The organism is Nitratireductor luteus (assembly GCF_026162365.1).
In the GTDB taxonomy this organism is placed as follows: Bacteria; Pseudomonadota; Alphaproteobacteria; order Rhizobiales; family Rhizobiaceae; genus Chelativorans; species Chelativorans luteus.
This window is the reverse complement of the sequence record NZ_JAOANW010000007.1, coordinates 110,208-135,660: the sequence shown is the minus strand read 5'-3', so window position 1 is coordinate 135,660 and position 25,453 is coordinate 110,208. Positions and strand designations below refer to the sequence as shown.

Sequence of the window (25,453 nt, the reverse complement as noted above, 5' to 3'; positions counted from 1 at the left end):
CCGGACGCCGCACGCGTTTTTACAAGGAACCGTTTTCATGGGCGAGCATACAGTTACGTCGTTCGACGAGGACCTGGCACAGATCGACCGGCTGATCCGCGATATGGGCGATCTTGCCGGCGTGATGACCCAGGATGCCACGCGGGCTCTTCTGAAGTCCGACAATGCCCTGGCGCAGCGGGTCATCTCCGACGATACGATCATGGATGCCAAGCAGCGGGATCTGGACGAGAAGGCCATCACTCTGATCGGCAAGCGCCAGCCCATGGCGCAGGATCTGCGCGCCGTCGTTGGCGGCATCCGCATGGCGTCCGATCTCGAGCGGATCGGCGACCTGGCCAAGAACATCGCCAAACGGGTCGGCGCGGTCGGCGAAAGCGCCACGCCGCGCAGCCTCACCCACTCCATCGATGCGATGGCGCAAATGGTCCTCGTCCAGGTCAAATCGGTAGTCGAGCGCTATGTCGAGCGCGAGGCGGACGCGCTGACGAAGTTGCGCGACGAGGATGAGAAGATCGACGTTCATTATACGTCCGTTTTCCGCGAGCTGCTCACCTATATGATGGAGGATCCGCGCAACATCACCGCATGCACCCATCTGCTTTTTTGCGCCAAGAACCTGGAGCGCATCGGCGATCATGTCACCAATATCGCCGAGAACGCCTATTATGTGCTCACGGGCGAACAGCTTCCCGTCCAGCGGCCGAAACTGGACGAGACGCAAATGATGACGAGCGCGGGATAGCGGAGAATAGCGGATGATCGCACCGAAAGTCATGGTGGTCGAGGACGACGAACCGCTATGCGTCCTGCTGCGCTATAATCTGGAGGCCGAGGGTTACCAGGTCGAGATGATCTCGCGCGGCGACGAAGCCGAGGTCCGCCTTCAGGAAAACGTTCCAGATCTTCTGGTCCTCGACTGGATGGTGCCGGCGATCTCGGGGATCGAACTGTGCCGCCGGCTGCGTATGCGCGCGGAAACCGAACGTCTGCCCATCATCATGCTGACGGCGCGGGGCGAGGAAAGCGACCGCGTGCGCGGCCTTGCCACCGGTGCCGACGACTATCTCGTCAAGCCGTTCTCGACGCCGGAGTTCATCGCCCGGGTGCGCGCGCTTCTGCGCCGCGCAAAGCCGGAAGTGCTGTCGACGGTGCTCAAGGTGGGCGACATCGTGCTCGACCGGGAATCGCATCGGGTCTATCGCCGCAAGAGCGAAATCAGGCTCGGCCCGACGGAATTCCGCCTGCTGGAATTCATGATGCAACATCCTGGCCGCGTCTTCTCGCGCGGCCAGCTTCTGGACAATGTCTGGGGCGAGACGATCTATATCGACGAGCGCACCGTGGATGTACATGTCGGCCGGCTGCGCAAGGCGGTGAATCAGGGTCGCATGCCGGATGTCATACGCACTATCCGCGGTGCAGGATATGCGATCCGGGAAGCGTAGGAGCGGCTACTCCGGCGGGTACCAGTATCCCGCTTCCACCGCGCCGCGCTCTATCCGCACGAAATTGTTGGCGAACACACGGTAGGGCGGGCTCCATTCGCCGTCGGGCCATTTGACACGGATTTCGGCGCGTTCAGAGGTGCCGACGCCGGCATGGATGAACCCCGAGTGACCGGAGGCATGCCCACCGCCGATCTGGACGGTACGGTTGACCGTGCGGGTGCCGATCTTCACGGAGACGAGCGCGCCAACCGCGTTCCGGTTGGGGCCTTTCTGCGCCAGCTCTATGGCGACGAAGTTGCCGCCCGGCCTCGGACCTGCCTTGCTTTTCGCACCGAGATTGCGGAACAGGGATACGGGTTGTTCGCGGTTGATCACCAGAAGGTCCAGCAGGCCGTCGGCATTGAAGTCCTCGACCACCGCGCCGCGGCCCTTGGTGGGCAGGCCGATGCCTGCCGTGCCGCCCGCCTCGGCGAAGGAGCCGTTCCATTGGCCGAGCAGCAGATTGTCGGGATCGACGGTGGCGAAATCGGGCATCTGCTCGACATTGCCCTTGGCGATGAAGAGGTCGAGCAGGCTGTCATTGTTGAAGTCGGCGAACTCCGCATGCCAGCCGGTGGAGGGTTTCAGATCCTCGCCCTTATAGGGCCGGTGTGCTGTCGCACCGCGCTCGAAGGCGATGTCGGTGTAGATCGGACGGTCTTCCGCCGCCTCCTCGTCGAGGCGCTGCAACTTGGTGTCGCCCATCGAGGTGAGCGCATATTCGGGGTAGCCGTTGCCGTCGATGTCGCCCTCGGCGATGCCCATCCCCCAGATCGTGAGGTGCCGCCAGCCCTCCGAGCGGCTGAACAGCCGGGGCGCGCGGCCCGCCTCCACATGCCAGAGCTGTTCCTCGCCGCCGCGATAATAATGCCGGTCGTTGGTGATCCGCAGGTCCGGCGTGCCCGAGCGGTTCCAATCGGTGAACAGCATGGACAGGGCGCAATAGCCGGGCGTCAGCGCGCGGCCGTCATAGAGGGGTCCGCTTTCGCCTTGCGCGGGGCGGTACAGGGCGTTGTCGTGGCAGGTGCCCCAGGGCGCGCCGGGGGCGGTGCGGTCCACATAATTGCCGATGGCCAATGTCGGATAGGCGCTGCCTTCCTCCCATGTGGCGGAAAAGGCGGTGGTCCATTCGCGCCCACCCTCGAAGGCGAACGCCTCGTTGGCGCGCTCGAAGCGGCATTCCGGCCCGCCTTTCAAGAGGATGTTCTCGCCGAGGCGCAGAAGTACGATGTCCTGGTGGCCGTCATTGTCGATATCGAGTGGATAGGCGCCGAGAATTTTTTCCAGATCGCGGGGCTTCAGTCCGGTCTCTGCCGTCTCGAAACGGAGGTGGCCGCCGGCCCTGCTCCGATTGATGTAGAGCTTGGAGGGCAGTTTTCCGCCCGCGATGAGGAGATCCGGCATTCGGTCGTCATTGCAGTCGAAGGAGGCCGCGCCGCCGCCTACGAAATATTCCCAGGGGCCCCGATAGGCGTGGTCGATGCCGGCTTCGAGGGCCTCTTCCTGCATCACGGGAATGTCGCTGACGGGGTCGGCGAGGCTCGTCGGGGCGCTGGCCAGTAGGGCTGTTATCGCAATCGTCGTCCGCATGTTATTCCTCGATCACCAGAGCCTTCAGAAAGGCAACGAGCGTCGTGCGGTCTTCGCCGGAGGCGGCGACGTAGCGGTCGCGCGCGGCCCGCCCTTCGCCGCCATGGGCGCGGATCACCTCGTCCAGTGTCGGCAGGTCGTTGCGGTGGCCATAGGGCCCCGTCGAGCCTGCGCCCCAGAGTTCGGCGGTCATGAAGACATTGCGTTCGACGAAGCGCTGGGCAAGGAGTTCGTTGCCGAGCGCGGCCACTTCCTGATCGGCGATAACGTGGCGCTTGAGATCGCCGAACAGCGGCACCAGCACATTGCCTTCGGCGTCGCGGGGAAGGGTACTCGCCCATTCGAGCAGCCCCAGATCGTAGGTCACGGGCTCGATCAGTTCGCCGTCGCGCAGCGTTCCCGCCATGTCCAGCGGGCCGGGGTCTGCGAACTCGAGGGAGTTCAGCGGCAAGGCCCGCTTGTGGCATGCGACGCAGCCCATGGCATCGAACAGGGCGCTGCCGCGCGCGGCTGCCGCCTTCCATTCAGCCTGTTCGGGCTCAAGGATGACGGGCGCCTTCAGCCCAGCCTGCCAGGCCACCAGCGCGGAAATGTCGCCGTCGCGGATTTCGTCCTCGACCCCGTCTCCGTCATGGTCGCGCTCGCCGGTCCAGCGCTGGCCGAAGCGTTCGGTGGCCTGCATGCCATGGTGGTGGTTGAGCGCGTTGACCGTGAATTGCCGGATCGACGTCATCACACCCTTCTGGCTGAACGGGCGCACGACCAGATCGTCGTCGACACCCTCGACGCCTGAAAGATCCAGCATACCGTCAGGCTCGGCGGTGATCGTTCCGAAGGAGACGCCCTTGCTGGCGAGGGCAGCTGTGGCCGGCTCGCCGGTCTCACGCGCCGCCGCCAGGGTCCGCCGCCGCGTCTCGCGCAGGTCGGCAGTCATCTCACGGGCGAGCATTTCGATCAGCCCGGCTCCGAAGAGATGGTTGGAGCCGCGTTCATTGGAAAACTGGGGGTTAAGGCTGTCGAAATCGGCGCTTTCGAAACCTTCGGACACGAAGACATTGGTGACGAAGTCCCCGGCCCCGCCGACGATGGGCATGTTGTGGCAGCCGGCGCAGGAATTTGCGTCCATCCCTGCGGACCGGAAAAAGCCGTTCTGGGGAGGGCGCTTGCGCTTGGTCGGCACGATCGCCTGGGTGGCGAAAGGCCGGCCCACGCCGTCCGTCGGAGTGAAATGTCCGATGAAAAGATGCTCGCCGCGCTCGCGCAGCGTGTCGAGCGCGGCGCGGCCGAGCTTGCCCGCGAGCGTGTCCTGTTCGACCGCCCCCGGCATTACCGCCTCACTCCACGGCTCCGCGGTGGCCATGGGCGCGAGCGTCGTGCAAAGCGCAGCGCCCAGAAGTGCGACCTTTCTCCACATGTCGAGGCTCATGCCACGTCCTCCCTTCGGGGGGCGCCGACCGGCAATGCCAAGTGGAGGGCCGGCGCAAAATACTCTCTGTCCAGGCTGGTCAATGCCGTCATCGCGCATCCGTGCTCTATCAGGGGAACCTCGTTGCTCTCCGCCTCAAAGCTGATGGCGTCGGCATGTTGGCCGCCGGCTGTCTGCGCGAGATACCGGCGTATCTCCGGTTCCAGGAGGTCGAATGCGGTTGTACCCTGGCCGACGACGGCGATGGGCGCCGGGTCGATCAGCGCGAAGAGATTGCCCAACCCGTAGCCCAGCGCTTCGGCCGCTTCGCGAAAGGCTTCCCTGGCTCGCGCATCGCCGTCCCTGGCGGCATTCGCGAGAGCCTCCATCTCCGACGCGTCGATGTCGGCGACGGGCTTTTCCATCGGGCTCTTGCCATGGGCGCGCCGCCAGATCGCGTAATTGCCCGCGTAGGCTTCGATGCAGCCGCGCTTGCCGCAGCGGCAAAGCGGCCCATCCGGCCGGTGGTTCATATGGCCGAACTCGCCGCCGGACGAATGCTCGCCCTTGAACATGTGGCCGTCCAGCACCAGCCCCATGCCGATACCATGGGACAGGAGGATAGCCACGAAATTATCCCGATAGCGCTCGGGGCGACGCCAGCGCAGCGCGACTGCGATCAGATTGCTGTCGTTGTGGACCGTCACGGGAACAGCGAAGGTTTCCTCCAGCACGGGGCCGAGGGAAACATTTGCATGGGGCGTGATCGGCGACCACAGCATTTCCTTCCCTGCGGAATCGGCAATGCCCTGGACGGCGACCCCGATGCGCAGGATCGGGCCGTGGCCGGCCGTGACCTTGCGTACCGCCTCCACGGTCGCGCCCATCAATTCCTCGCGGCTTAGCGCCAGCGTCGGCAGGCGGTGACTGTGCCTTGCGATGGGCGCGCCGCAATAGTCCACCAGCACCGCCGACAGGCTGTTGAAGGAAAGCAGAAGACAGACGACGCGGGCGGCATTGGGATCGGGCGCAATCGCGATTTGCGGCCGTCCGCGCCTGGGGGCGGCAGCTTCGCCGGGCGGCGCTTCACGCATAATGCCTTCTTCGATGAGATCGGCAGCGATGGCCGAGATGGTGGAATGGCTGAGGCCTGTCACACGCGCGATATGCGTGCGCGAGGGACGGTCCGCCTGTCGGACTGCGGCAATGACCATCGCCCGATTGCGCTTGCGCATCTCGTCGTGACGGATTCCGACCGTCATCAAGTCTTCTCCTCCCAGCGGGTACGACACTACTTACGCGGCAAGCAATGTCCGATCCCACCACCAAAGCCATATTGACACGGCAAGAAACGTGAGTCATTCTTTTTTTCGAGGCTCGAAAAAATGAGCTTCCTGGTGAAAGCCATTATTGTCGCGCCGTTGGGCGCTGGGAGGAAAATCATGAAGAAGTCTGTCGCCGCCGTGCTGGCGGGTCTTACGCTGTCACTTTCGCTTTCGACGGCGGCCCTTGCAGAGGGCAAGACCATCGGCGTTTCCTGGTCCAATTTCCAGGAAGAGCGCTGGAAGACCGACGAAGCTGCCATTAAGGCGCAGATTGAGGCCGATGGCAATTCGTATGTATCGGCCGACGCCCAGTCTTCGGCTTCCAAGCAACTCACCGATGTCGAGGCGCTGATTGCCCAGGGCGCCGACGCGCTCATCATCCTGGCGCAGGACTCCTCGGCCATCGGCCCGGCGGTTGAAAAGGCCGTCAACGAGGGCATCCCGGTGGTCGGCTATGACCGCCTGATCGAAAACCCCAACGCCTTCTACCTCACCTTTGACAACAAGGAAGTCGGACGCATGCAGGCGCGTGCCGTCTACGAAGTCCAGCCCGAGGGCAACTATGCTTTCATCAAGGGCTCTTCGTCCGATCCGAACGCCGATTTCCTGTTCTCCGGCCAGATGGAAGTGCTCCAGGAGGCGATCGATTCCGGCAAGATCAAGAATGTCGGCGAGGCCTACACGGATGGCTGGCTGCCGGCTAACGCGCAGAAGAACATGGAGCAGATCCTGACGGCCAACAATAACGAGGTCGACGCGGTCGTTGCTTCCAACGACGGCACGGCCGGCGGTGTCGTGGCCGCCCTCGAGGCGCAGGGCCTTGCGGGTTCGGTTCCGGTTTCCGGCCAGGACGGCGACCACGCCGCGCTCAACCGCATCGCGCTCGGCACGCAGACCGTGTCGGTGTGGAAGGATGCACGCGAACTCGGCAAGGCGGCCGCACAGATCGCCAACCAACTCGCCGAGGGCACGGCCATGGCCGACGTCGATGGTGCCGTTACCTGGGCCGACGGTCCAAATGGCGTCGAGATGAATGCCATCTTCCTGAAGCCGGTTCCGATCACCCAGGACAACCTCGATGTCGTGATCGACGCAGGCTGGGTTTCGAAGGATGTGGTGTGTCAGGGTGTCGAAGCTGGTAAGGTAGACGTCTGCGGCTGATCTGCCGAATAACAGGTTGAGACGCCGCGGCCGGATGGACCGCGGCGTTTCTTTAAGAGAAAGAACGGCCGCGTGGTAGATCTAGCGGCGGAAGGGGAAGGACCGAGATGGCGGAAGCTACGTCTGAGGTACAGGGGCAGGGTGCGTCCGCATCGTCCAGCAGCGCGGCGCGGCGCTTCCTGAAGGCCACCGAACTCGACACACGCATGCTGGGCATGCTGGGAGCGCTGACCGTCATCTGGCTCGGATTCCATTTCCTGTCGGATGGCCTCTTCCTGACGCCACGCAACCTTTGGAACCTATCCGTTCAGTCGGCGTCGATCGCCATCATGTCGACAGGCATGGTGCTGGTCATCGTGACGCGCAACATCGATCTTTCGGTGGGCTCTCTGCTGGGCTTCATTGGCATGGTGATGGGCGTTACGCAGACCGAGTTCCTGCCTGATCTCCTCGGCTTCGGGCATCCGGCCACCTGGGTCCTGGCGCTCGGGATGGGCATTCTCGTCGGCGCAGTGATCGGCGCCGTGCAGGGCTATATCATCGCCTTCCTGGGCGTCCCGGCCTTCATCGTCACGCTGGGCGGGCTGCTTGTGTGGCGGGGTGCCGCCTGGTGGGTGACGAGCGGGCGGACCGTGGCGCCGATGGATACGACATTCCGCCTCATTGGCGGTGGACCGCAGGGCGCGATCGGCTCGACCTGGAGCTGGATCGTCGGTCTGATAGCATGCGCTGCCTTGGTCGTCTCGCTCGTCGTCAGCCGCAATCAGCGGCGCAAGTTCCACTTCCCGCTGCGTCCGCTGTGGGCCGAGGGCTTTCTCGGCACCGTCGGCTGCGCGCTTATCCTGGGCTTCGTCTGGGTGGTCAATTCCTATCCCTGGCCTAGCGGCATCGTGCGCCGTTATGCGGAAGAGAACAACATCGCCGTTCCCGATGGCGGGCTGTTCATCGCCCACGGCATCGCCATTCCGGTGCTGATCGCCCTCGGCGTCGGCGTCGTGATGTCCTTCATCACCCTGCGCACGCGCTTCGGCCGCTACGTCTTCGCCATCGGTGGGAACCCCGAGGCGGCGGAACTGGCCGGCATCAATACCCGCTGGGTGGTGATGAAGATATTCATTCTCATGGGTGTCCTGGTGGCCATCGCCTCGGCGATCTCGACGGCGCGGCTCAACGCGGCGACGAATGCCATGGGTACCCTCGACGAGCTTCTGGTGATTGCGGCCGCCGTCATCGGCGGAACGTCGCTGGGCGGCGGCGTCGGCACGATCGCCGGCGCGATGATCGGCGCCGTCCTGATGCAGTCGCTGGCCACCGGCATGATCCTGCTGGGCGTCGACACGCCGCTGCAGAACATCGTCGTGGGGCTGGTTCTCGTCGTCGCCGTTTGGCTCGACTCGATTTACCGCAAGCGTGTGCAGTGAGCGGGGAGGAAAGAGCAATGGAAAAGAAAACACCGCTCGTCGAGATGAAGAACATCTCGATCGCCTTTGGCGGTATTCACGCCGTCGAAGATGCTTCGGTGGACCTGCATGAGGGCGAGGTTGTGGCCCTCGTCGGGCACAATGGCGCGGGCAAGTCGACGCTGATCAAAATCCTGTCGGGCGCCTACAAGCGCGATGCGGGCAAGATCGTCATCGAGGGCGAGGAAGCGCAGATCACCAATCCTCGCGATGCTAAAAGGTACGGCATCGAGACGATCTACCAGACCCTCGCGCTGGCGGACAATGTGGATGCGGCGGCAAATCTCTTCCTTGGCCGTGAACTGATGACGCCCTGGGGCACGCTCGACGACGTTGCCATGGAATCGGAAACCCGGAAGGTCATGGGTCGGCTCAATCCGCGCTTCCAGCGCTTCAAGGAGCCGGTCAGCCGGCTCTCGGGTGGCCAGCGCCAGTCTGTCGCCATCGCCCGCGCCATCTATTTCGACGCGCGCATACTGATCATGGACGAGCCGACCGCCGCGCTCGGACCGCAGGAAACGGCCCAGGTCTCCGACCTGGTGCGCCAGCTCAAGAAAGACGGCATAGGCATTTTTCTAATAAGCCACGACATCCATGACGTGTTCGATCTCGCCGACAGGGTTGTCGTCATGAAGAACGGCCAGGTGGTGGGTACCGCCAGCACCAAGGATGTGACCGAAGACGAGGTGCTGGGAATGATCATCCTCGGGAAATGCCCGCCCGGAGCGGTGCCCGGACCTGGCGCTCTTCAGTCAGCCGCGGCGGCTTGAGCGGAAGGCTAAGGGCCGGCTCCACAGTGCCGGCCCTTTGCCAGGTTTCCTTTTTCGATACTCTCCTAAACGATACTTACGATCAGGAGCACTGCCACCACGGCGGCCAGGATCAGAAGTGCCAGTCGGAAGTAGCCGAACGGGCCGTAGTTGGGACCGGGCGGCAAAGGGTCACCCTCGTCTACGTTGACCATCGCCCGACGCGCTGCGTCTTCGGCATTCCGCAACATCTCATTCATCTCTGCTCCTTACGGATCGTAGTTCCGTGCGGTTTGGCGCGTCGATCCTATCGCGCACGCCTGAAGAGGCCAAGGACCAGCGAGACGACGAGCAGAACCAGGAATATGTAAAACAGGATCTGCGCGATGCCTGCCGATGCGCCAGCAATACCGCCAAAGCCCAGCGCGCCGGCGATCAGTGCGACCACCAAAAATACAAGTGCCCAATAAAGCATGATGCGTCTCCCTGGATCACTCCACATTTCACAGAAACGCAGATGATCTACTCATTTGTTTCATGTAATCCTGCCAGGATGTTCCCACCTTACTGGAATAACCCTGGTTGAACTTTGGGGAAACTCCCACGGTCACCATATGGTTCCCGGCAAGAAGCCGCCCTGGCGGGCGGCTTTGGGGTGACGGAGGCGAAGAGGCGTCGTCAGGCCGCCGAACTGCGTGCCTGGCTGTCGAAGAAGAGCGCCTGGCTGATGAGCGCCTTGACCATGTCCGGGTTGAACGGCTTGGTCACGAGGAATGCCGGCTCCGGGCGTTCGCCCGTCAACAGGCGTTCGGGAAACGCGGTGATGAAGATCACGGGTACAGGGTGCGACTTGAGGATCTCGTTGACGGCGTCGATGCCGGAGCTCCCATCGGCAAGCTGTATGTCGGCCAGGATCATGTGCGGGTTAGTCTTGTTGAAGAGCCTGGTCGCTTCCCCATGGGTGCGCGCGGTGCCGACCACCCGGTGACCCAGGCTTTCGACCATCTCCTCGATGTCCATGGCGATCAGCGGCTCGTCCTCAATGATCATGATATCGGTCGCCACCTGGCGCGAAATCTCGTCGCTCGCCTCTTGCAGGAGGCCGTTCAGCCGGTCGCTGTCGATGTCCAGGATTTCGGCAGCTTGTGTCTGGTCGAACCCCTCTACGGCGACAAGGAGGAATGCCTGGCGAGGAAGCGGCGCCAGTGTGGACAGATTTGTTATCGCACGTTGTTCCCACGCCGCGGTGGGCACGGACTCCGGCACGCGAACGTCAAGCGCGCCGAACATCTTTGCGAACAGCTTGAAAAGCGCGATACGATCGTCCGACGCTCTGGGAAAAATCGACGTATCGGCGATCAACGCCTCCAACGTTGCCGCCACCAGTGCATCACCACTGGCCTGGGAGCCGGAAACTGCACGCGAGAACCGGCGCAGATATGGAAGCTGGGGGGCAATTCTCGCTGACAAACTCACTTCTATAGTCTCCCTCGATCAATCGAAGTTGCATTCTTATAAACAATAGCCGGGTCATCCCAAGGACCACGGATAACGCCTTTTGCCAAAAAAGGTTCCGGCACGATGGAACCTTTTTTATATTGCGGCAGTTGAATACCGAATTGATGCCTGCGAACCGCGGGCATCGGGTAAAAGATTGGTGAGACAATTGGGGTCTGAAGCGGGCAAAGACAAAAAGATGGAACACAGAAAGTTCGAAACCATCCGGGATGCGCGGAAGCGGCAAAACGGAACGGATCCGCTTGGCGCAAATAGCGAAATAGCGCGCAAGCTGAAGCAATATTACGACGACATCGTCTCCGAAAAGATCCCCGACCGCTTCACCAGTCTGCTCAGTCAGCTCGAGGAACGTGAAGGTCCGTCCTCAACGACTGAAAAGGATTAGTGCATGGCGGCGGCTAACGGGTTTCGAGAGGGTTTGCTGGAAGCGGTCCCCACATTGCGGGCATTCGCCGTTTCACTGTCGAAGAATGCCGACCGGGCCGACGATCTCGTCCAGGAAACGCTTGTGAAGGCGTGGGACAAGCAGGCAAGCTTTCAGCCGGGTACCAATCTGAAGGCTTGGCTTTTCACGATACTTCGCAACGAGTTCTACTCGCAAATGCGCAAGCGCAAACGTGAGGTCGAGGATGTCGACGGAAGCATGACCGCACGTCTGTCCGTCCATCCAAGTCAGGACGGTTCGTCGGATCTGGCCGACTTTCGCAAGGCACTCGCGCTTCTGCCGGAAGATCAGCGCGAGGCGATCATCCTGATCGGCGCCTCGGGCTTTTCCTACGAGGAAGCCGCAGAGATCTGCGGCTGCGCCGTGGGCACCATCAAGAGCCGTGTCAGCCGGGCCCGGGCGCGCCTTCAGGAAATCCTGGCCATCGAAGGCGAGGGCGATTTCGGGCCGGATGCCATAAGCACCCAGGTCACAAATTCAGCTGCTCTCGCGTGACCGGAGCGAGCTCGCCGCTTGCACAAGGGCCTGCAGGAGTTCTGTGTCCGAATATGGCTTGGGGACGATAGCCGTCCCCGGGAATTCACTGAAGATCGGTTCGGCGTCCGTATAGCTCGTCGCGAAAATGAAGGGAACCCGACGGGCCGCGAGCGTATGACCGAGCTCGGTTGCCCATTGCCCCTGCAGTCTGATGTCGAGAATGGCGGCGTCGACCGGCGCCGAGGCCGCATGTGCGGCGGCATCGGAGAGCGTGCCGAATGACGTGACCCGGGCAGCACCATGGTCGTAGCAAAGCTGCTCCATATCCATGGCGATAAGGGCTTCCTCTTCGACCAGCATGATCCGCAGGCCGTCCAACAATTTCTGCTTCAACCGAGAACCCCGAAATGAAGATGCTATCACCGTTGCGCGTGTACATGTCTCACCAATCCGGAGTACTGTCATTTAAAAATGACATAGCGCACACCCGCTCGCGAGTGTCCGGGACGACATGGGGGACCGCCCTTGGACGCGATTAACCACCGGCCTCGCCAGCAGATCACCTGCGATGCCTGCCCGCTGCGGAAACGGCAGGAGTTCCGGGACTTCAGCGAGGACGAGCTGGCGTTCATGAGGAGTTTCAAGCGCGGCGAGCTCATCATCGACAAGGGAGCTGCCATCCTTCAGGAGGGAGCGCACACCCCGCATCTTTATACGGTGCTTTCCGGGTGGGCATTCCGCTACAAGATGATGCGGGACGGTCGCCGTCAGATCGTCAATTATGCGATGCCCGGAGACATAGTCGGGCTGCAGGGCAGCCTGATGGGCGAGATGCAACACTCGGTGGAAGCCCTGTCGCAGATGGTCCTGTGCGTTTTCGAACGCGCCGAGCTTTTTGGGCTTTTCACGAAGAGTCCGGAACTGGCCTACGACGTGACCTGGATCGCCTCGCGCGAGGAGTGCATGCTCGATGATAACCTTCTGACCGTCGGGCGGCGCACTGCTCAGGAGAAGATCGCCTATCTCGTCGTCTTCCTGTGGAGTCGCTCCGCCGCCTGCGGTCTCACGGTCCGCAATGCGGTCGACATCACATTGACCCAGCAGCACGTGGCCGACACTCTCGGACTTTCCCTCGTCCACACGAACAAGATGATCCGCAAGCTGGCGGAGCGGAAATTGCTGACATGGAGCGACGGTGGCTGCAGGATCCTCGATTTGAAGGGGCTTGCCCGCCTGGCGCAATGGGATGACGAGGTACCTGCCGAACGGCCGTTCCTGTAAGGGATTGCGCCGTCCCTCGGGCGGAAACCGGGAGCGATGCGGCGGCGGCAAGGATACCAATCACGGCAGGCTGCTGCCGTCGCGAGGCGGTTCACGCCGTCGGGACTAGAACCGACAGCGCCTTCGGATGCTGGCGCAGGTGAAGCTGGTCGGGGAGGGGATACAACTCCCCATCCATGGAAAGCTTGTGGCGCGGGTGCGGATCGAGGATGAAGATGCGCGCTTCCCGCGTCTGATGGATATCCACCTGCTCGTTTCGCCGCCATCGGCCGATGGCCATGTTGGCGAAAAAGACGAGAAGATCCCAGCGCCGCTGGGCGCGCATCACATAGAGGCCGAGCAAGCCGCCATCCGGCGTGTCCGTATAGGGCAAGTGGCCTTCCCCGTAGAGATTGTTTGTAACCGCGATGCCCGACGTCGTCAGGTGCAGCTCTCCTTCCGCCATCTCGATGCGGACGCGCAGATTGTGCGGCCGCAAGAAGGTTGTCAGTGCTGCCCGCGCCGATGCGGCGATCTTGCCCAGACGACCGCGGAAGCTCAACCGGGAGCGTAGCCTGATAAGCTGCGGGTGCATTCCGATCGACAACTGGTGGACGAAGGGTGCGCCGTTGACGCGCGCCACGTCGACGCGGCGTATCCTGCCGTGTGCCAGCGCTTCGACTGCTTTATTGAGGTCGAGAGGGATTCCGAGACTGCGGGCAAAGAGGTTCATGGTACCGGCCGGCAGGATTGCGAGCGCCTTCTCGCTCTCGGCCAACATGCCCGCCGCCAGCGAAACCGTCCCGTCGCCGCCGCCGACCAGAACCGCCTCGATATCAGCGTCGCCCGCCGCATCGCCAATCGCATCGGCTATTTCCTTACCGGGAACGACGCGGACGTCGATTTCATGGCCTGCCTTCTTGAATCGTTCGGCAAGCGAAGCGGAAAAGGCATCGATATCCATCGTAGCCAAGGTTCCGCCGCTCCGGTTGAGCACAGCCAAGATCTTCATACGGTCTTTTCCGGATTTCGGGCAACGGTGAATTCCCGTCATGCCGATCAGGTTCCATCACGGCGAAAAACCTTGCCCGGCGCGGCATATCCTGCCCGAGGAACCGTTCGCTGCGCTCGGCGTTGTAGCGGAGTGATGGCCGCACATCCGATCTTCCCTGGCAGGTTCGGCCGGATGCGCGGCCCGTACAGAAACACTGCACATGGAGAGCATATCATGATCCGCAATCTTTTGGCGACCACTGCCATCGCGACGCTAATAGCGACAGGTGCGGTGGCGCAGACTACGACACCGTCGGTCGACCCTACCGTGCAAGAGCCCACCCAGATGACCATTCGCGCCGAGGGCCATCTTGCCTCCAATATCATAGGCAAGTCCGTCTACAACGGGACCGGCGATTCCGCCGAGAATATTGGCAAGGTCAACGACATCGTACTCGACAAGGACGGCAACGTTCGGGCCATCGTGGTCGGTGTCGGTGGCTTCCTCGGCATCGGTGAGAAGGAAGTTGCACTCGAATACGATCTGGTCGAATGGGCGGAAATGGACGGCGACCGCTGGCTGGTCGTCGAGACGACCGCCGACGCTTTGAAGGCTCAGCAGGAATTCGACCGGTCGGCCTATAGGCCGATGCCCGCCGATGCCGATGTCTCCGAGACCACGCCGGCGACAGCGGACGATCTGGCCAAGGCGCCCCAGGCTGACGCTGAAGGTCAGGCCGACGGCGACATGGCCGCAACCGAGCAGCCAGCGGATGGCGCCGAGGATCGTCCTGCCGATCAGACCGCTGCGGCACCGGCTGAAGATCAAGAGCAGACCGGCGACATGGCCGCAACCGAGCAGCCGGCGGATGGCGCCGAGGATCGTCCTGCCGATCAGACCGCTGCGGCACCGGCTGAAGATCAAGAGCAGACCGGCGACATGGCCGCAACCGAGCAGCCGGCGGATGGCGCCGAGGATCGTCCTGCCGATCAGACCGCTGCGGCACCGGCTGAAGATCAGGAGCAGGCCGGCGACATGGCCGCAACCGAACAGCCAGCGGACGACACGCAGACCGCTGCGATCGACCGCCAGGGCCAGCAGGAAGCCACTCCGGATCAGCTCCGCGCCGATAACCTCATGGGTACCGCCGTCTACGGCGCCAATGACGAGCGTGTCGGCGAGATCGGCGACGTGGTGCTGACGCCGGAGGGCGAAGTCGAAGCTGTCATCGTCGATGTCGGCGGTTTTCTCGGAATTGGCGAGAAGGAAGTCGCCATCAGCATGGAGAAGCTGGTCTTTATGACAGGTGAAGGGGGCGATCTCTTCCTCTACACCGAGTTCACTAAGGAGCAGCTTGACTCGCAGCCTGCCTATGACGAGACAACCTACGCTGAGCAGCGCGACGAGATGCTGCTGAGAACCGAGTAACAGACCGGCGTCTGGATCGATGAGCCCCGCGGCTGCAAGGCCGCGGGTTTTCTTTGCGTCCGGTCATGCGGCTGTGCCACTGTCTATGCAGGCGATACAGTGCGTCCCGAACACACGTCTTCCTCCTGCGGCGGCGCTGCGCCATCTAAAGGTGGAAACCGGGCACGATGCCCCGGTACGCACCTGGAGCGCCGGGCGTCCATCGGGATGCATAGACGACGCTCCATCTTTTGTTCTCCGCAGTCATGCGGACGCCAGGTGATTTAACCTGGCCGGAATGTTATGGGGAGTATGACCATGCTCGACAAGATCGAAGGCATTCACCACATCACCTCGATGGCGCAGGATGCACGCAGGACGGATGCGTTCTTCACCAATACGCTGGGTCTGCGGCGGGTCAAGAAGACCGTCAACTTCGACGCGCCCGACATTTATCATCTCTACTATGCGAACGAAATCGGCCAGCCGGGCACGGTGATGACCTATTTCCCCTTTCCCAACATCATTCGCGGCAAGCGCGGCGCAGGCGAGGTTGGCACCACCGTCTTCTCGGTGCCGGCAGGCAGCCTCGGCTTCTGGGAAGAGCATTTTGCGCACAACAAGCTGGCCGGCGTCGAACGCCTTGAGCGTTTTGGCGAAAACCGGCTTTCCTTCGAGGGTGAGGACGGCGACGGCTTCGCGCTCGTAGAGACGGTGGACGACAAGCGGGAGCCGTGGACGACCGACCGAATTCCCGAATCCGCGGCAATCCGCGGCTTTCACTCGGCAAGCCTTGTCCTGCACGACAGCAGCGGCACGCGCGCGCTGCTGGAACTGATGGATTATTCGACCCTGGGCGTGGAAGACGGGATTGAGCGCATGGTGCGCAAGGGCGGTAACGGCGCAAACTTCATAGATCTCGTCACCGATCCCACTGCGCCGCCGGCGCGTCAGGGCGGCGGGTCCGTGCACCACATCGCCTTTGCCGTGGCCAACCAGACGGCGCAGCTTGCCGTGCGCGAGGCGCTGGTGCAGCAGGGCTTCGGCCTTACGCCGGTCATCGACCGCGACTATTTTCTGTCGATCTATTTCCGCGCACCCGGGGGCGTGCTGTTCGAGGTCGCCACGAACGAGCCGGGTTTCGCCAATGACGAGGAGCTTGAGCATCTGGGCGAGGCGCTCCAGCTGCCGAAGCAGCACCAGCACTTGCGGTCCTATCTTGAAAGCCATTTGCCACAGATCGGGAGCAGCGTATGAGCATTCAGGCCTACGAGCACATTCTGGAGCCGGCAGGGCCGGGCAAGCCGCTGCTGTTCCTGTTTCATGGCACCGGTGGTGACCAGCGGCAGCTTCTCGACCTTGCCGAGGATGTCATGCCGGGCGCGGGCATCGTGTCCCCGCGTGGGGATATAAGCGAGCATGGTGCCGCGCGCTTCTTCAAGCGCACAGGCGAGGGCGTCTACGACATGAACGACCTCGCCCGCGCCACGGCCAAGATGGCCGGGTTCGTGAAAGCGCACGTGGAGCAACAGCGGCCGGACGGCGTCTACGGGCTGGGCTATTCCAACGGGGCGAACATCCTGGCCTCGGTCATATTTCAGGAGACGGCGCTGTTCGACGCAGCGGTGATCATGCACCCTCTCATCCCGTTCGAACCGCAGATCGCCGGTCCGATTGGAACACGGCTCCTGCTGACGGCGGGCAGGACCGACCCCATCTGCCCCGCTGTGCTGACGCATCGGCTGGTGAGCTATCTCGAAAGCGCCGGGGCCGCGCTGGAGGTGGAATGGCACGAAGGCGGCCATGAGGTGCGGCCCAGCGAACTCGAAACGGCGAAGCGGTTCCTTGAACCGCTCTAGGCGGCCTCTTTGAGCCTTGTCGCCTCTGCCTTTTCGATGAAGCTGCGATGCAGGGTCTTGACGGCCTCTTCGCGGTCTTCGCTGCGCACGACGAACTGGACGTCGACGCCACGGCCCGTCTCCTGTGCGGAGATGGGCTCTATCCCTGCTGCGTCGAGCGCCTTCAGGCCCTCGAGCATGACACCCAGCCCCTTCAGGTCGCGTCCGATGATCGAGACGATCCCGGCACGCCGCGCGTTGATGCGGGCGGAGGGGTAGCGCTCGCCAAGGTCGCGCTCGACCCGGCGGATCGCCTTCAGCGGCGCTTCGACGTGGTGAACGATCGAATTGGCGTTGGAGGATTTCGAGACGATGCGCACGCGATGGCGCGTCAGCACTTCCAGGATCGAGGCGTCGTAGCCCTTCACGCCGACCATGTCCTGCTCGAACAATTCCAGGCTCGTCACGGGCAGGCCGGTCACCATTTCCACGCCGGGCTCGCTTGCGGGCTCGGCGTCGATCAGCGTGCCGGGATCGTGCGGCTCGAACGCATTGGCGACACGCAGCGGCACTCCCGCCTGTCGCAGCTTCTTGGCCGCTTTGGGGTGGATCGCCTCCATGCCCATATTGGAGAGCTGATCGGCGACATCGTAGTTGGTGCGGCCGATCTTGCGCACATTCTCTGGCCCCACAAGGCGCGGGTCTGCGCTCGAAAGATGGAACTCCTTGTGGATGATCGCTTCGCGCGCGCCGGTGAGCGCGGCTATGGTGGCGAAGGTCACTTCCGAATAGCCGCGGTCGAACTCGCGCATCAGGCCCTCACGACATTGCGAATAGCCGGTGACGATGGGCAGTTCGCGGTCCAGATCGACTTCGTCGAAGGCGCGGTGGATGCGCTCATTGAGGTTCGGCTGGGTCTCGTCGCGCCAGCCGGTCAAGTCCACGAAGCGGGCATTGACGCTTTCACGGCGCAGGAGGAGCGCAAGGTTGTTGGCCGAATGCGCTTCGCCCAGCGCGGAGAGCATCTCGCGGATGGTCTGCATATGCTCGCCAAGCTGGAAATGACCATAGGAGCACAGGCGCTGCAGATCGATCAGGCAGCCGCGCGCGCCTTCGACGCGTTCGCGCACGAAATCGTCGGCGGCGTGGCGGTCGGCTGCTTCCTCGAACATGTCGGCGTTGATTTCGCGCATGGCGCGGCTGACATCGGACAACGCGTCCATCCAGCCATGCTCGTTGTCGGCCTGCGCGAACAGGGCGTAGACGCCGGGTTCGTCGGATTTCTTGTGCTCGAGCAGCTTGTCGGTGATACCGCCGAAGGCGGAGACCACAAAGACGCGGCTGTAGAGATCGCCGCCACTGCGCTCACCCACGAGAATCGTATCGATGAGTTCGCGCGCGCGGCTCATCGACGTTCCGCCGATTTTCTCCACCGTATGGTGGTTATGAGCGTTTTCGGGCGCGCCGCGTTCTGTCGCGGCGCGCTTGTCTTCCGGTCGTCGTGTCATATTCTGATCGTTGCCTTCCTGGTTAAACCAGTTTTCCTGTTGCCACGTCGATGGGCCTGGGCTTGCCGCGGTAGCCAAGAAAGTCTGGACGCGGCTTTTGGGCGCCGAACGGCTCGGTGAGCTGGTTCGACATTGCGTTGAATACGAAGAACGCATTCGAGCGGGCAAACGGGGTGATGTTGCCGTTCGAACCATGCATCGTGTTGCAGTCGAACAGGACCAGCGTCCCGGCCTTACCGGTTGCCGGTACGATGCCGTGTGCCGAAGCCAGCTTCGTCAGCGCCTCGTGCGAGGGAACGCCCACTTCCTGCTTCTTGAGCGAGGACTTGTGATTGTCGTCGGGCGTTTCGCCGGCACAGGCGATGAACTGCTTGTGCGAACCCGGCATCAGCATCAGCGGACCGTTCAACTCGTCGTTGTCGGTGAGGAGCAGCGAGGCCGAAATGGCCCGCATGCGGGGCATGCCGTCCTCCGCGTGCCATGTCTCGAAATCGGAATGCCAGTAGAACTCCTTGCCGGTGAAGCCGGGCTTGTAGTTCAGCCGGGACTGATGAACATAGATCTCGTCACCCAGAAGGAAGCTGACGATACCGGCAATGCGGCGATCCCGCGAAAGCCGGTCGAAAAGCGCGCTTTGCTCGGGCAACTTGAAAATCGTGCGAACCTCGTCCGAGCCGGGCTCGGTGATGACGCTGCCGTCCATGAGGTCGCGCTCGCCACCGCGCAAGGCGGCGGATTCGGCCATCAGTGCCTTTATTTCGTCCTCCGTGAAGAGGTTCTTCAGGACCAGGAACCCGTCCCGGTCGAACTGATCCGCCTGCTGGGCGGTCAGGGGCGCATCGGGGCGCCATTGGGACCAGACCACCTTATCCTCGCGCGGCAGCCATTTCTCTTCCGGCAGCCGGCTCGGATAGGGGTCGCTGGTTCGGTCCGCTCTATTGGTTATCGCAGACATGGTTTTGTCTCCTTCTTCCTTTGGTTTCTGAGGGCGTGATTTCCGTCACGCCTCTTCGGCCTCAAGTGCGTAGGAGCCGTCCTCCTGATGAACTTCCTTGCCACTGACGGGCGGGTTGAAAACACACGCCATGACCATCGGCTTGTCGTTTGCGCGCAGGATGTGCTTGTCGTTCTTGTCGAGGGCGTACATCACGCCGGGGCGTATCTGGTGTACTTCGCCGGTCGCGCAATCCTCGATCGAGCCCGTCCCGTCGACGCAATAGACGCTTTCGAGATGGTTCTTGTAGTGCATCGGCAGTTCGGCATTGGCGTGGATCGTCGTGATGTGAAACGAAAATCCCATCTTGTCGCCCTTCAACAGAAGGCGGACACTGTCCCAACCCTGCGAGAAGATGTGGCGGTCGGTGTCCTTCGCTTCGTTCAGGTCGCGTACGATCATGGCAATTACTCCGCTGCAATGCTGGCCGAGCGGGCAATTTCGCCGACGGCCTCTTCAAGAATGTCCAAACCCCGGGCAAAGGTTCCCTTGTCGATGTTGATGGGGCAAAGAACCTTCACCACCTCATCATGCGCGCCGGAGGTCTCGATGATCAACCCGGCCTCGAAACAGCGCGAGCAGATGTCACTCGCCAGCGCGCCGGAGCCCACGTCGATGCCCTGCATCATGCCGCGCCCCTTCAGACGAGCGTTGGGCAGATGGGCGGCGATTTCCCTCAGCCGGGTGCCCAGGAAGCCGGCCCGCTCGTGCACGCCCTCCTGGAAGCTGTCGTCGGCCCAGTATTTCTCCAGCGCCACGCGCGCGGTCACGAAGGCGTGGTTGTTGCCGCGGAACGTGCCGTTGTGCTCGGCCGGGCCGAACACGTCATATTCGGGACGCACCAGAAGCGTGGCGAGCGGCAGCCCAAAGCCGGAAAGGGACTTGGCCATGGTGATGATATCCGGCGTGATGCCCATCTCCTCGAAGGAGAAGAACGAGCCCGTGCGGCCGCAGCCGGCCTGAATGTCGTCGACGATGAGCAGTGCGCCATGGGCGCGTGCGATCTGCTCGATGCGCCGTAGCCATTCGCGCGACGCCGCGTTCAGACCGCCTTCGCCCTGCACCGTTTCAAGGATGATCGCGGCCGGCGGCTCGATGCCGCTGGACGGTTCGGCGAGCATGCGATTGAGGAAATCGGCCGTGTCGATGTCCTTGCCCATCGAGCCCTCGAAGGGCATGCGGGTGACGCCGGTCAGCGGCACGCCGGCGCCGCCGCGGTGATAACCGTTGCCGGTCGCGGCAAGCGCGCCCAGCGTGACGCCGTGAAAGCCGTTGGTAAAGGAGATCACATTGGTGCGGCCCGTCACCTTGCGCGCGAGCTTCAGGGCAGCCTCGACGGCATTGGCGCCTGTCGGCCCCATGAACATCATGCGATAGTCCATCTCGCGCGGCTCAAGGACAATGCGTTCGAAGGCGTCCAGAAAGGCGGCCTTTGCGCTGGTGTGCATGTCGAGGCCGTGGGTGACGCCGTCATTGGTGATGTAATCGACCAGCGCCTTCTTCATGTCCGGGTCGTTGTGGCCGTAGTTCAGCGAGGAGCAGCCGGCCAGGAAATCGATATACTCGTGGCCGTTCGCGGCCTTCATCATTGCGCCGCTGGCGCTTTCGAACACAACGGGAAAGCTGCGGCAATAGCTTCGCGCCGCGGATTCGCGGCGCTCGAAAATAGTCTTGTCGTCCGTTTTTACGGTCGTCATGTCTCATCCTTCGGGTTTGAAGCGCCGTGCGTCCATACGGATGCACAAAGGACGCTCTGTCTTTTTGGATCTACGCATCGTGCTTGCCGAAAAACCGATTCCGATTTTGGGGCGGATGCCGTAGTTCGCTGAACGCGCGTCGGCCCGGCTGCCGGTCAGGCAGCGCTGCGGGCGGCTTCGGGCAGCGATATCGTCACCATATGCTCGGTGGCGTGCGCGCCGTCGAAATGGGCGTCCTTGCGGAAATAGGCTTCGTCTTTCAAACGCGCCCCCTGGCTCCGGCTAAAGGAGCGGAACAATGCCCAGCTTGCGTCGTTGTCGGAAGTGATCGTGGTCTTGACCGTCGCGACGTCGTTGCAGACCTCACGTTCGAGCAAGGCCGTGAGCATGCGTTTTGCGACGCCCTGGCCCTGGGCGGATTCATCTACCGCCACTTGCCAGACGAACAGGGTGTTGCTGTCGTCGGGCAGGAGATAAGCGGAAATCCATCCGACGATCTCACCATCGGAGCTCCGCTCGGCAACCACACAGGTGTCGCCGAAGTGGTCGCATTGCAACAGATTGCAATAGAGGGAATTTTCATCGAGCGGTTCGCACGAGCGTATCAGGCGCCAGACTGATGAACCGTCTTCCTTTTCAGGTGTGCGAAAGATGATTTCGTCGGATCGTTTTCGAACGAGCTTCAGGTCGCTGTTGGGCATGGGTCTCCCCTTTCATCGGGCCGGATATTACGTTTGACGAACGATATTTCAACCGCAGCATATGAATTTCGTTCCGAAACGCGCTAAAACAGCCCACGGCCAGCCGAGATTGCCGAATGATTTCATTCGCTAATCAAAATAATATTTTTCTGCTAACAAGGGTGAAGATCTCCTTCGCCAAGGCCCGCCCATGGAAAACCGCACCCAGACCAGCCTTATCGCGCTGCGCAGAATCCTCCGCGCGACGGAATTGAATGCGCGTACGCTCGCCCGCGAGACGGGACTGACCACGCCGCAACTCATCGTGCTCGAGATCGTGGCGGCGGCCGGGAGGGCGACGCCGAAGGACATCTCCGGCAAGGCCGGTGTGGGGCAGGCGACGGCAACCGCGCTGGTCGACAAGTTGGTGGCGCGCGGTCTGGTCCAGCGCACTCGCGGCGAACGGGACCGGCGCATTGTGTGGGTCTCGGCGACGGAGACTGGGCGGGAACTGCTGAAGGCGGCGCCCGATCCCCTGCAACGAACCTTCTCCAACCAGTTCGAAAGACTGCCGGATTGGGAGCAAGCGATGATCGTGGCCGCGCTGGAGAAGGTCGGTTTCATGCTCAACGCGCGGGCCATCGATGCCTCGCCGCTTCTCGATGTCGGGGCAGTGGACCGCAAATAGGTGCGGTAGAGGCAATCACGTGAGTTTGATCGGCGAGATGTGCGGTGGATTTCGGCTCGCCGCCTCGCCTTTGCCGTGTTTAATGTTATCCTTGGGCAGAGCGCGGCGTATCGTGAGCCGCAGTCTGGAAGGACGATGAGCCAACCGCAGACCACGAAGCAGGGACGGGCCGCGCAGGACGCGCGCGGCATGGCGGCCAGCTCGCTGGGGAGATTGGCGCGGACGCGCGCCGGCGTCAGAACGGCAATGGTCGTGGAGCGAGTGTGGCCGGTCGTGCTTCCACTCGTCGTGATCGCCGGCTTGTTTTTCAGCCTGTCGTGGTTCGGCCTGTTCCAGATCATGCCGGGCTGGATGCGCTGGGCTGTTCTGGGCGCGCTCGGCCTCGGTGTGCTGACGTCGCTGATCGGGCTGCGCGGCCTGCGCTTTCCCGGTGCGCCGGAAGTGGATCGCCGTATCGAAAAGGTCAATCGGCTCGAACATGCGCCGGTCGCCGCGCAGACCGATCGCCTGGCCGCCGGCGACGACGATCCGTTCGCCGCGGCGCTTTGGCGCGAACACCAGAAGCGCATGGCGAGCCGGCTATCAAGGGTTCATGGCGACCTGCCGCGGACATCGGTTCCCCAACGTGACCCTTGGGGATTGCGGGCCCTGGCCGCCTTGCTGTTCGTCACTGCCTTCGCCTATTCGCTCGGCCCCTATGGAGGCCGGATCGGCGATGCGTTTCAGCCGCGCCAGATGGCCGAAGTAACGCCGGCGCGCATCGACGCCTGGGTCACGCCGCCGCCCTACACGGGCCGTGCGCCGATTTTCCTTACCGCAGAAGCCAATCTGGAGCAGCAGGCCTTTACCGTGCCGGAAAACAGCGCCGTCGCTGTGCGCGTCAGCGGCGGCTCGGGCGAGGAAACGCTGTCGTTCGACGATGGTATGGATCAGCCACAGGAGATCGCGCCTGAGGCCGAAGCAAGCGAAGGTGCGATGCGGCGTTTCTCGACGTTGTTGAACCAGGGCGGAGTGATTACGCTTTCCAACGGGGCATCGATGCTGCGGCAATGGCGGTTCGCCGTCCTTCCCGATCAGGCGCCACAGATCCGCTTTTCCGAAGACCCCAAGCGTGCGGTGAACGGAGCGCTGGAGCTGAATTACGAGATCGAGGACGATTACGGCGCCATAGGTGCGCAGGCGCATTTCTCGCTTGCGGAGGAAAGCCCGGGCGCGCGTCCGCTTTTCGACGCTCCTGAGATGGCCTTGCGGCTTCCTCGCAGGGACGCGGAGAACGGCGCCGCCAAGAGTTCCGATGATCTGACCGAACATCCGTGGGCGGGTGCTACGGCAAGGCTGTACCTGACCGCAACGGATGCGGCGGAGCAGACCGGGCGCAGCGAGGAGAAGGTCCTCGTTCTGCCGGAGCGTCCCTTCACCAATCCGCTGGCCAAGGCGCTGATCGAGCAACGGCGCCTGCTGGCGCTTGATGCCAACCAGCAGGACCGGGTCGGGGCGCTCATGGATGCGCTCCTTCTGTGGCCCGAGGAGACTTTCGACGAGGCCTCGCATTTCCTGCTCCTCTCCGCCGCACGCTCCAAGCTCGGGCAGGCGAGCACCGACGATGCGCTGCGGCAGGTTGTGGGAGATCTCTGGGAGATCGCGCTGATTATCGAAGACGGCGACCTGACGGCGGCCGAGCGCCGGCTGCGGCAGGCGCAGGAGGCGCTCAAGCGAGCCCTGGAGGAAGGGGCCAGCGACGAGGAAATCGCCAGCCTTATGGATGAATTGCGCCAGGCTATGCAGGAATTCCTGCGTGAATTTGCCGAGCGGGCAATGCAGAATCAGGACTTTGCGCAGGGCGAGAACGAGCAGATCATGCGCGAGAGCGATCTGCAGCGAATGCTCGACCAGATCGAGGATCTCGCCAGATCAGGCGCGCACGAACAAGCGCAGGATCTTCTTTCCCAGCTCGAAAACATGATGAACAATCTCCAGGCCGGGCGTCCGCAGCAGGGCCAGGGTCAACAACAGTCCCAGATGCGCCAGCAGATGGACCAACTCGGCGAACTGATGCGCCGGCAGCAGGAACTGATGAACGAGACCTTCCGCCTGGACCAGCAACAACGCGGACAACAGGGCCAGCAAGGCGAACAGGGTCAGCAAGGTCAGCAGGGTCAGCAGGGGCAGGGCCAGCCGATGTCACCTGAGGAACTGGCTGAAGCGCTGCGCGGCCTGCAAGGGCAGCAAGGTGCGCTGCAGGGCGATCTGCAAAGCCTGCTCGACGGTCTCGAAGGGCTTGGCATCAAGCCAGGCGAGGGCTTTGGCGAGGCCGGTGAAGCCATGGGCGAGGCCGAAGGCGCGCTTGGCGAGGGTCGGGGCGAACGGGCCGTGGGCGAGCAGGGCCGGGCGCTGGAAGCGCTGCGCCGTGGTGCCCAGGACATGATGAACCAGATGCAGCAGGCCATGCAGGGTCAACAGGGCCAGGGTCAGCAGGGGGCGCGCCAGAGCAATAGCGGCCGCGACCCGCTCGGCCGGCCCCAATCGACCACCGGTCCCGATTTCGGAGATTCGGTCGAGGTGCCGGACGAGATCGACACTCAGCGCGCCCGCGAGATACTCGATGCGATCCGCCGGCGCCTTGGCGACGCTTTGAGCCCCGAGCTGGAAAAGCAGTATCTCGAACGGCTTCTCGACATGCGGTAGCCCGATTCTCGCGCGCGGTAATTTTCTTGGCACTCTCTATATGAGAGTGCCAATTTTTCTCCGTCCACCTCTTGAAGCGTGA

26 protein-coding genes are annotated in these 25,453 nt (G+C 62.8%); 13 read left to right on the top strand and 13 right to left on the bottom strand.

Features of this window, described 5'->3' with window-relative positions; translation table 11 throughout:
• Nucleotides 1–37 precede the first annotated feature (37 nt).
• Both phoU and phoB read left to right on the top strand, forming a co-directional pair.
• On the top strand, nucleotides 38–745 hold the full coding sequence (gene phoU, locus N1058_RS11445; protein WP_265517670.1) for a phosphate signaling complex protein PhoU: 708 nt from the start codon (nucleotides 38–40) through the stop codon (nucleotides 743–745).
• 13 nt (nucleotides 746–758) lie between these two features.
• Nucleotides 759–1,448: a phosphate regulon transcriptional regulator PhoB gene (gene phoB, locus N1058_RS11440; protein ID WP_265517669.1), complete on the top strand. Its 690-nt coding sequence runs from the start codon at nucleotides 759–761 to the stop codon at nucleotides 1,446–1,448.
• Between the two features lie 6 nt (nucleotides 1,449–1,454).
• Here the strand turns inward: phoB and N1058_RS11435 are convergent, their stop codons facing one another.
• The 3 genes from N1058_RS11435 to N1058_RS11425 are packed head-to-tail and all read right to left on the bottom strand — an operon-like array spanning nucleotide 1,455 to nucleotide 5,747.
• Nucleotides 1,455–3,080 carry an FG-GAP repeat domain-containing protein gene (locus N1058_RS11435; protein WP_265517668.1) on the bottom strand — a complete coding sequence of 542 codons (1,626 nt, stop codon included), beginning with the start codon at nucleotides 3,078–3,080 and terminating at the stop codon, nucleotides 1,455–1,457.
• A gap of 1 nt (nucleotide 3,081) precedes the next feature.
• The gene (locus N1058_RS11430) at nucleotides 3,082–4,506 is read right to left on the bottom strand and encodes a cytochrome c family protein (RefSeq protein ID WP_265517667.1); all 1,425 of its coding nucleotides are present in this window, start codon (nucleotides 4,504–4,506) and stop codon (nucleotides 3,082–3,084) included.
• Nucleotides 4,503–5,747, bottom strand: coding sequence for an ROK family transcriptional regulator (locus N1058_RS11425; RefSeq protein ID WP_265517666.1), 1,245 nt, complete (start codon nucleotides 5,745–5,747; stop codon nucleotides 4,503–4,505). The genes N1058_RS11430 and N1058_RS11425 overlap by 4 nt, the downstream gene beginning before the upstream one ends.
• Nucleotides 5,748–5,927: 180 nt before the next feature.
• Between N1058_RS11425 and xylF the strand changes: the two genes are divergently transcribed.
• The 3 genes from xylF to N1058_RS11410 all read left to right on the top strand — a co-directional run bounded on the left by xylF (nucleotide 5,928) and on the right by N1058_RS11410 (nucleotide 9,201).
• Nucleotides 5,928–6,971 carry a D-xylose ABC transporter substrate-binding protein gene (xylF, locus tag N1058_RS11420; protein ID WP_265517665.1) on the top strand — a complete coding sequence of 348 codons (1,044 nt, stop codon included), beginning with the start codon at nucleotides 5,928–5,930 and terminating at the stop codon, nucleotides 6,969–6,971.
• Nucleotides 6,972–7,078: 107 nt separating this feature from the next.
• Nucleotides 7,079–8,392 (top strand): sugar ABC transporter permease, encoded by a 1,314-nt coding sequence (locus N1058_RS11415; RefSeq protein ID WP_265517664.1) that lies wholly within the window; start codon nucleotides 7,079–7,081, stop codon nucleotides 8,390–8,392.
• A gap of 17 nt (nucleotides 8,393–8,409) precedes the next feature.
• Nucleotides 8,410–9,201, top strand: coding sequence for an ATP-binding cassette domain-containing protein (locus N1058_RS11410; RefSeq protein WP_265517663.1), 792 nt, complete (start codon nucleotides 8,410–8,412; stop codon nucleotides 9,199–9,201).
• Between the two features lie 65 nt (nucleotides 9,202–9,266).
• Here the strand turns inward: N1058_RS11410 and N1058_RS11405 are convergent, their stop codons facing one another.
• The 3 genes from N1058_RS11405 to N1058_RS11395 all read right to left on the bottom strand — a co-directional run bounded on the left by N1058_RS11405 (nucleotide 9,267) and on the right by N1058_RS11395 (nucleotide 10,656).
• Nucleotides 9,267–9,440: a hypothetical protein gene (locus tag N1058_RS11405; RefSeq protein ID WP_265517662.1), complete on the bottom strand. Its 174-nt coding sequence runs from the start codon at nucleotides 9,438–9,440 to the stop codon at nucleotides 9,267–9,269.
• Between the two features lie 47 nt (nucleotides 9,441–9,487).
• Nucleotides 9,488–9,655, bottom strand: a complete 168-nt coding sequence (locus tag N1058_RS11400) for a DUF1328 domain-containing protein (protein WP_265517661.1) — start codon at nucleotides 9,653–9,655, stop codon at nucleotides 9,488–9,490.
• A 203-nt stretch (nucleotides 9,656–9,858) separates the two neighbouring features.
• On the bottom strand, nucleotides 9,859–10,656 hold the full coding sequence (locus N1058_RS11395; RefSeq protein ID WP_265517660.1) for a response regulator: 798 nt from the start codon (nucleotides 10,654–10,656) through the stop codon (nucleotides 9,859–9,861).
• Between the two features lie 82 nt (nucleotides 10,657–10,738).
• Here N1058_RS11395 and N1058_RS24220 point away from each other — a divergent pair, with 82 nt between their 5' ends.
• Nucleotides 10,739–11,083, top strand: a complete 345-nt coding sequence (locus N1058_RS24220) for a NepR family anti-sigma factor (RefSeq protein WP_420847975.1) — start codon at nucleotides 10,739–10,741, stop codon at nucleotides 11,081–11,083.
• Nucleotides 11,084–11,086: 3 nt separating this feature from the next.
• Entirely contained in the window at nucleotides 11,087–11,638 is a 552-nt protein-coding gene (locus N1058_RS11385; protein WP_265517659.1) for a sigma-70 family RNA polymerase sigma factor, read from the top strand.
• Here the strand turns inward: N1058_RS11385 and N1058_RS11380 are convergent.
• Nucleotides 11,621–12,013: a response regulator gene (locus N1058_RS11380; protein WP_265517658.1), complete on the bottom strand. Its 393-nt coding sequence runs from the start codon at nucleotides 12,011–12,013 to the stop codon at nucleotides 11,621–11,623. The two genes, N1058_RS11385 and N1058_RS11380, sit on opposite strands and share 18 nt — an antisense overlap.
• A gap of 132 nt (nucleotides 12,014–12,145) precedes the next feature.
• Between N1058_RS11380 and N1058_RS11375 the strand changes: the two genes are divergently transcribed.
• The gene (locus N1058_RS11375; protein WP_265517657.1) at nucleotides 12,146–12,901 is read left to right on the top strand and encodes a Crp/Fnr family transcriptional regulator; all 756 of its coding nucleotides are present in this window, start codon (nucleotides 12,146–12,148) and stop codon (nucleotides 12,899–12,901) included.
• A 91-nt stretch (nucleotides 12,902–12,992) separates the two neighbouring features.
• Here the strand turns inward: N1058_RS11375 and N1058_RS11370 are convergent, their stop codons facing one another.
• Nucleotides 12,993–13,892, bottom strand: coding sequence for a diacylglycerol/lipid kinase family protein (locus tag N1058_RS11370; protein ID WP_265517656.1), 900 nt, complete (start codon nucleotides 13,890–13,892; stop codon nucleotides 12,993–12,995).
• A gap of 216 nt (nucleotides 13,893–14,108) precedes the next feature.
• Between N1058_RS11370 and N1058_RS11365 the strand changes: the two genes are divergently transcribed.
• The 3 genes from N1058_RS11365 (at nucleotide 14,109) to N1058_RS11355 (ending at nucleotide 17,140) form a co-directional block, all read left to right on the top strand.
• Nucleotides 14,109–15,302 carry a PRC-barrel domain-containing protein gene (locus tag N1058_RS11365; protein WP_265517655.1) on the top strand — a complete coding sequence of 398 codons (1,194 nt, stop codon included), beginning with the start codon at nucleotides 14,109–14,111 and terminating at the stop codon, nucleotides 15,300–15,302.
• Between the two features lie 297 nt (nucleotides 15,303–15,599).
• Nucleotides 15,600–16,538: a VOC family protein gene (locus N1058_RS11360; RefSeq protein ID WP_265517654.1), complete on the top strand. Its 939-nt coding sequence runs from the start codon at nucleotides 15,600–15,602 to the stop codon at nucleotides 16,536–16,538.
• Nucleotides 16,535–17,140, top strand: a complete 606-nt coding sequence (locus tag N1058_RS11355; protein ID WP_265517652.1) for an alpha/beta hydrolase — start codon at nucleotides 16,535–16,537, stop codon at nucleotides 17,138–17,140. The genes N1058_RS11360 and N1058_RS11355 overlap by 4 nt, the downstream gene beginning before the upstream one ends.
• Here the strand turns inward: N1058_RS11355 and N1058_RS11350 are convergent.
• The 5 genes from N1058_RS11350 to ectA all read right to left on the bottom strand — a co-directional run bounded on the left by N1058_RS11350 (nucleotide 17,137) and on the right by ectA (nucleotide 22,019).
• Complete coding sequence (locus tag N1058_RS11350) at nucleotides 17,137–18,627, bottom strand: aspartate kinase (protein ID WP_265517651.1); 1,491 nt, start codon at nucleotides 18,625–18,627, stop codon at nucleotides 17,137–17,139. The genes N1058_RS11355 and N1058_RS11350 overlap by 4 nt on opposite strands.
• A 22-nt stretch (nucleotides 18,628–18,649) precedes the next feature.
• Nucleotides 18,650–19,582, bottom strand: coding sequence for an ectoine hydroxylase (thpD, locus tag N1058_RS11345; protein WP_265517650.1), 933 nt, complete (start codon nucleotides 19,580–19,582; stop codon nucleotides 18,650–18,652).
• Nucleotides 19,583–19,627: 45 nt separating this feature from the next.
• Entirely contained in the window at nucleotides 19,628–20,023 is a 396-nt protein-coding gene (locus tag N1058_RS11340) for an ectoine synthase (protein WP_265517649.1), read from the bottom strand.
• 5 nt (nucleotides 20,024–20,028) lie between these two features.
• The gene (gene ectB / locus N1058_RS11335) at nucleotides 20,029–21,318 is read right to left on the bottom strand and encodes a diaminobutyrate--2-oxoglutarate transaminase (RefSeq protein ID WP_265517648.1); all 1,290 of its coding nucleotides are present in this window, start codon (nucleotides 21,316–21,318) and stop codon (nucleotides 20,029–20,031) included.
• 155 nt (nucleotides 21,319–21,473) lie between these two features.
• Entirely contained in the window at nucleotides 21,474–22,019 is a 546-nt protein-coding gene (gene ectA / locus N1058_RS11330; protein ID WP_265517647.1) for a diaminobutyrate acetyltransferase, read from the bottom strand.
• A gap of 190 nt (nucleotides 22,020–22,209) precedes the next feature.
• Here ectA and N1058_RS11325 point away from each other — a divergent pair, with 190 nt between their 5' ends.
• Both N1058_RS11325 and N1058_RS11320 read left to right on the top strand, forming a co-directional pair.
• The gene (locus tag N1058_RS11325; RefSeq protein ID WP_265517646.1) at nucleotides 22,210–22,686 is read left to right on the top strand and encodes a MarR family winged helix-turn-helix transcriptional regulator; all 477 of its coding nucleotides are present in this window, start codon (nucleotides 22,210–22,212) and stop codon (nucleotides 22,684–22,686) included.
• A gap of 135 nt (nucleotides 22,687–22,821) precedes the next feature.
• Complete coding sequence (locus tag N1058_RS11320; RefSeq protein WP_420847974.1) at nucleotides 22,822–25,371, top strand: TIGR02302 family protein; 2,550 nt, start codon at nucleotides 22,822–22,824, stop codon at nucleotides 25,369–25,371.
• Nucleotides 25,372–25,453 lie beyond the last annotated feature (82 nt).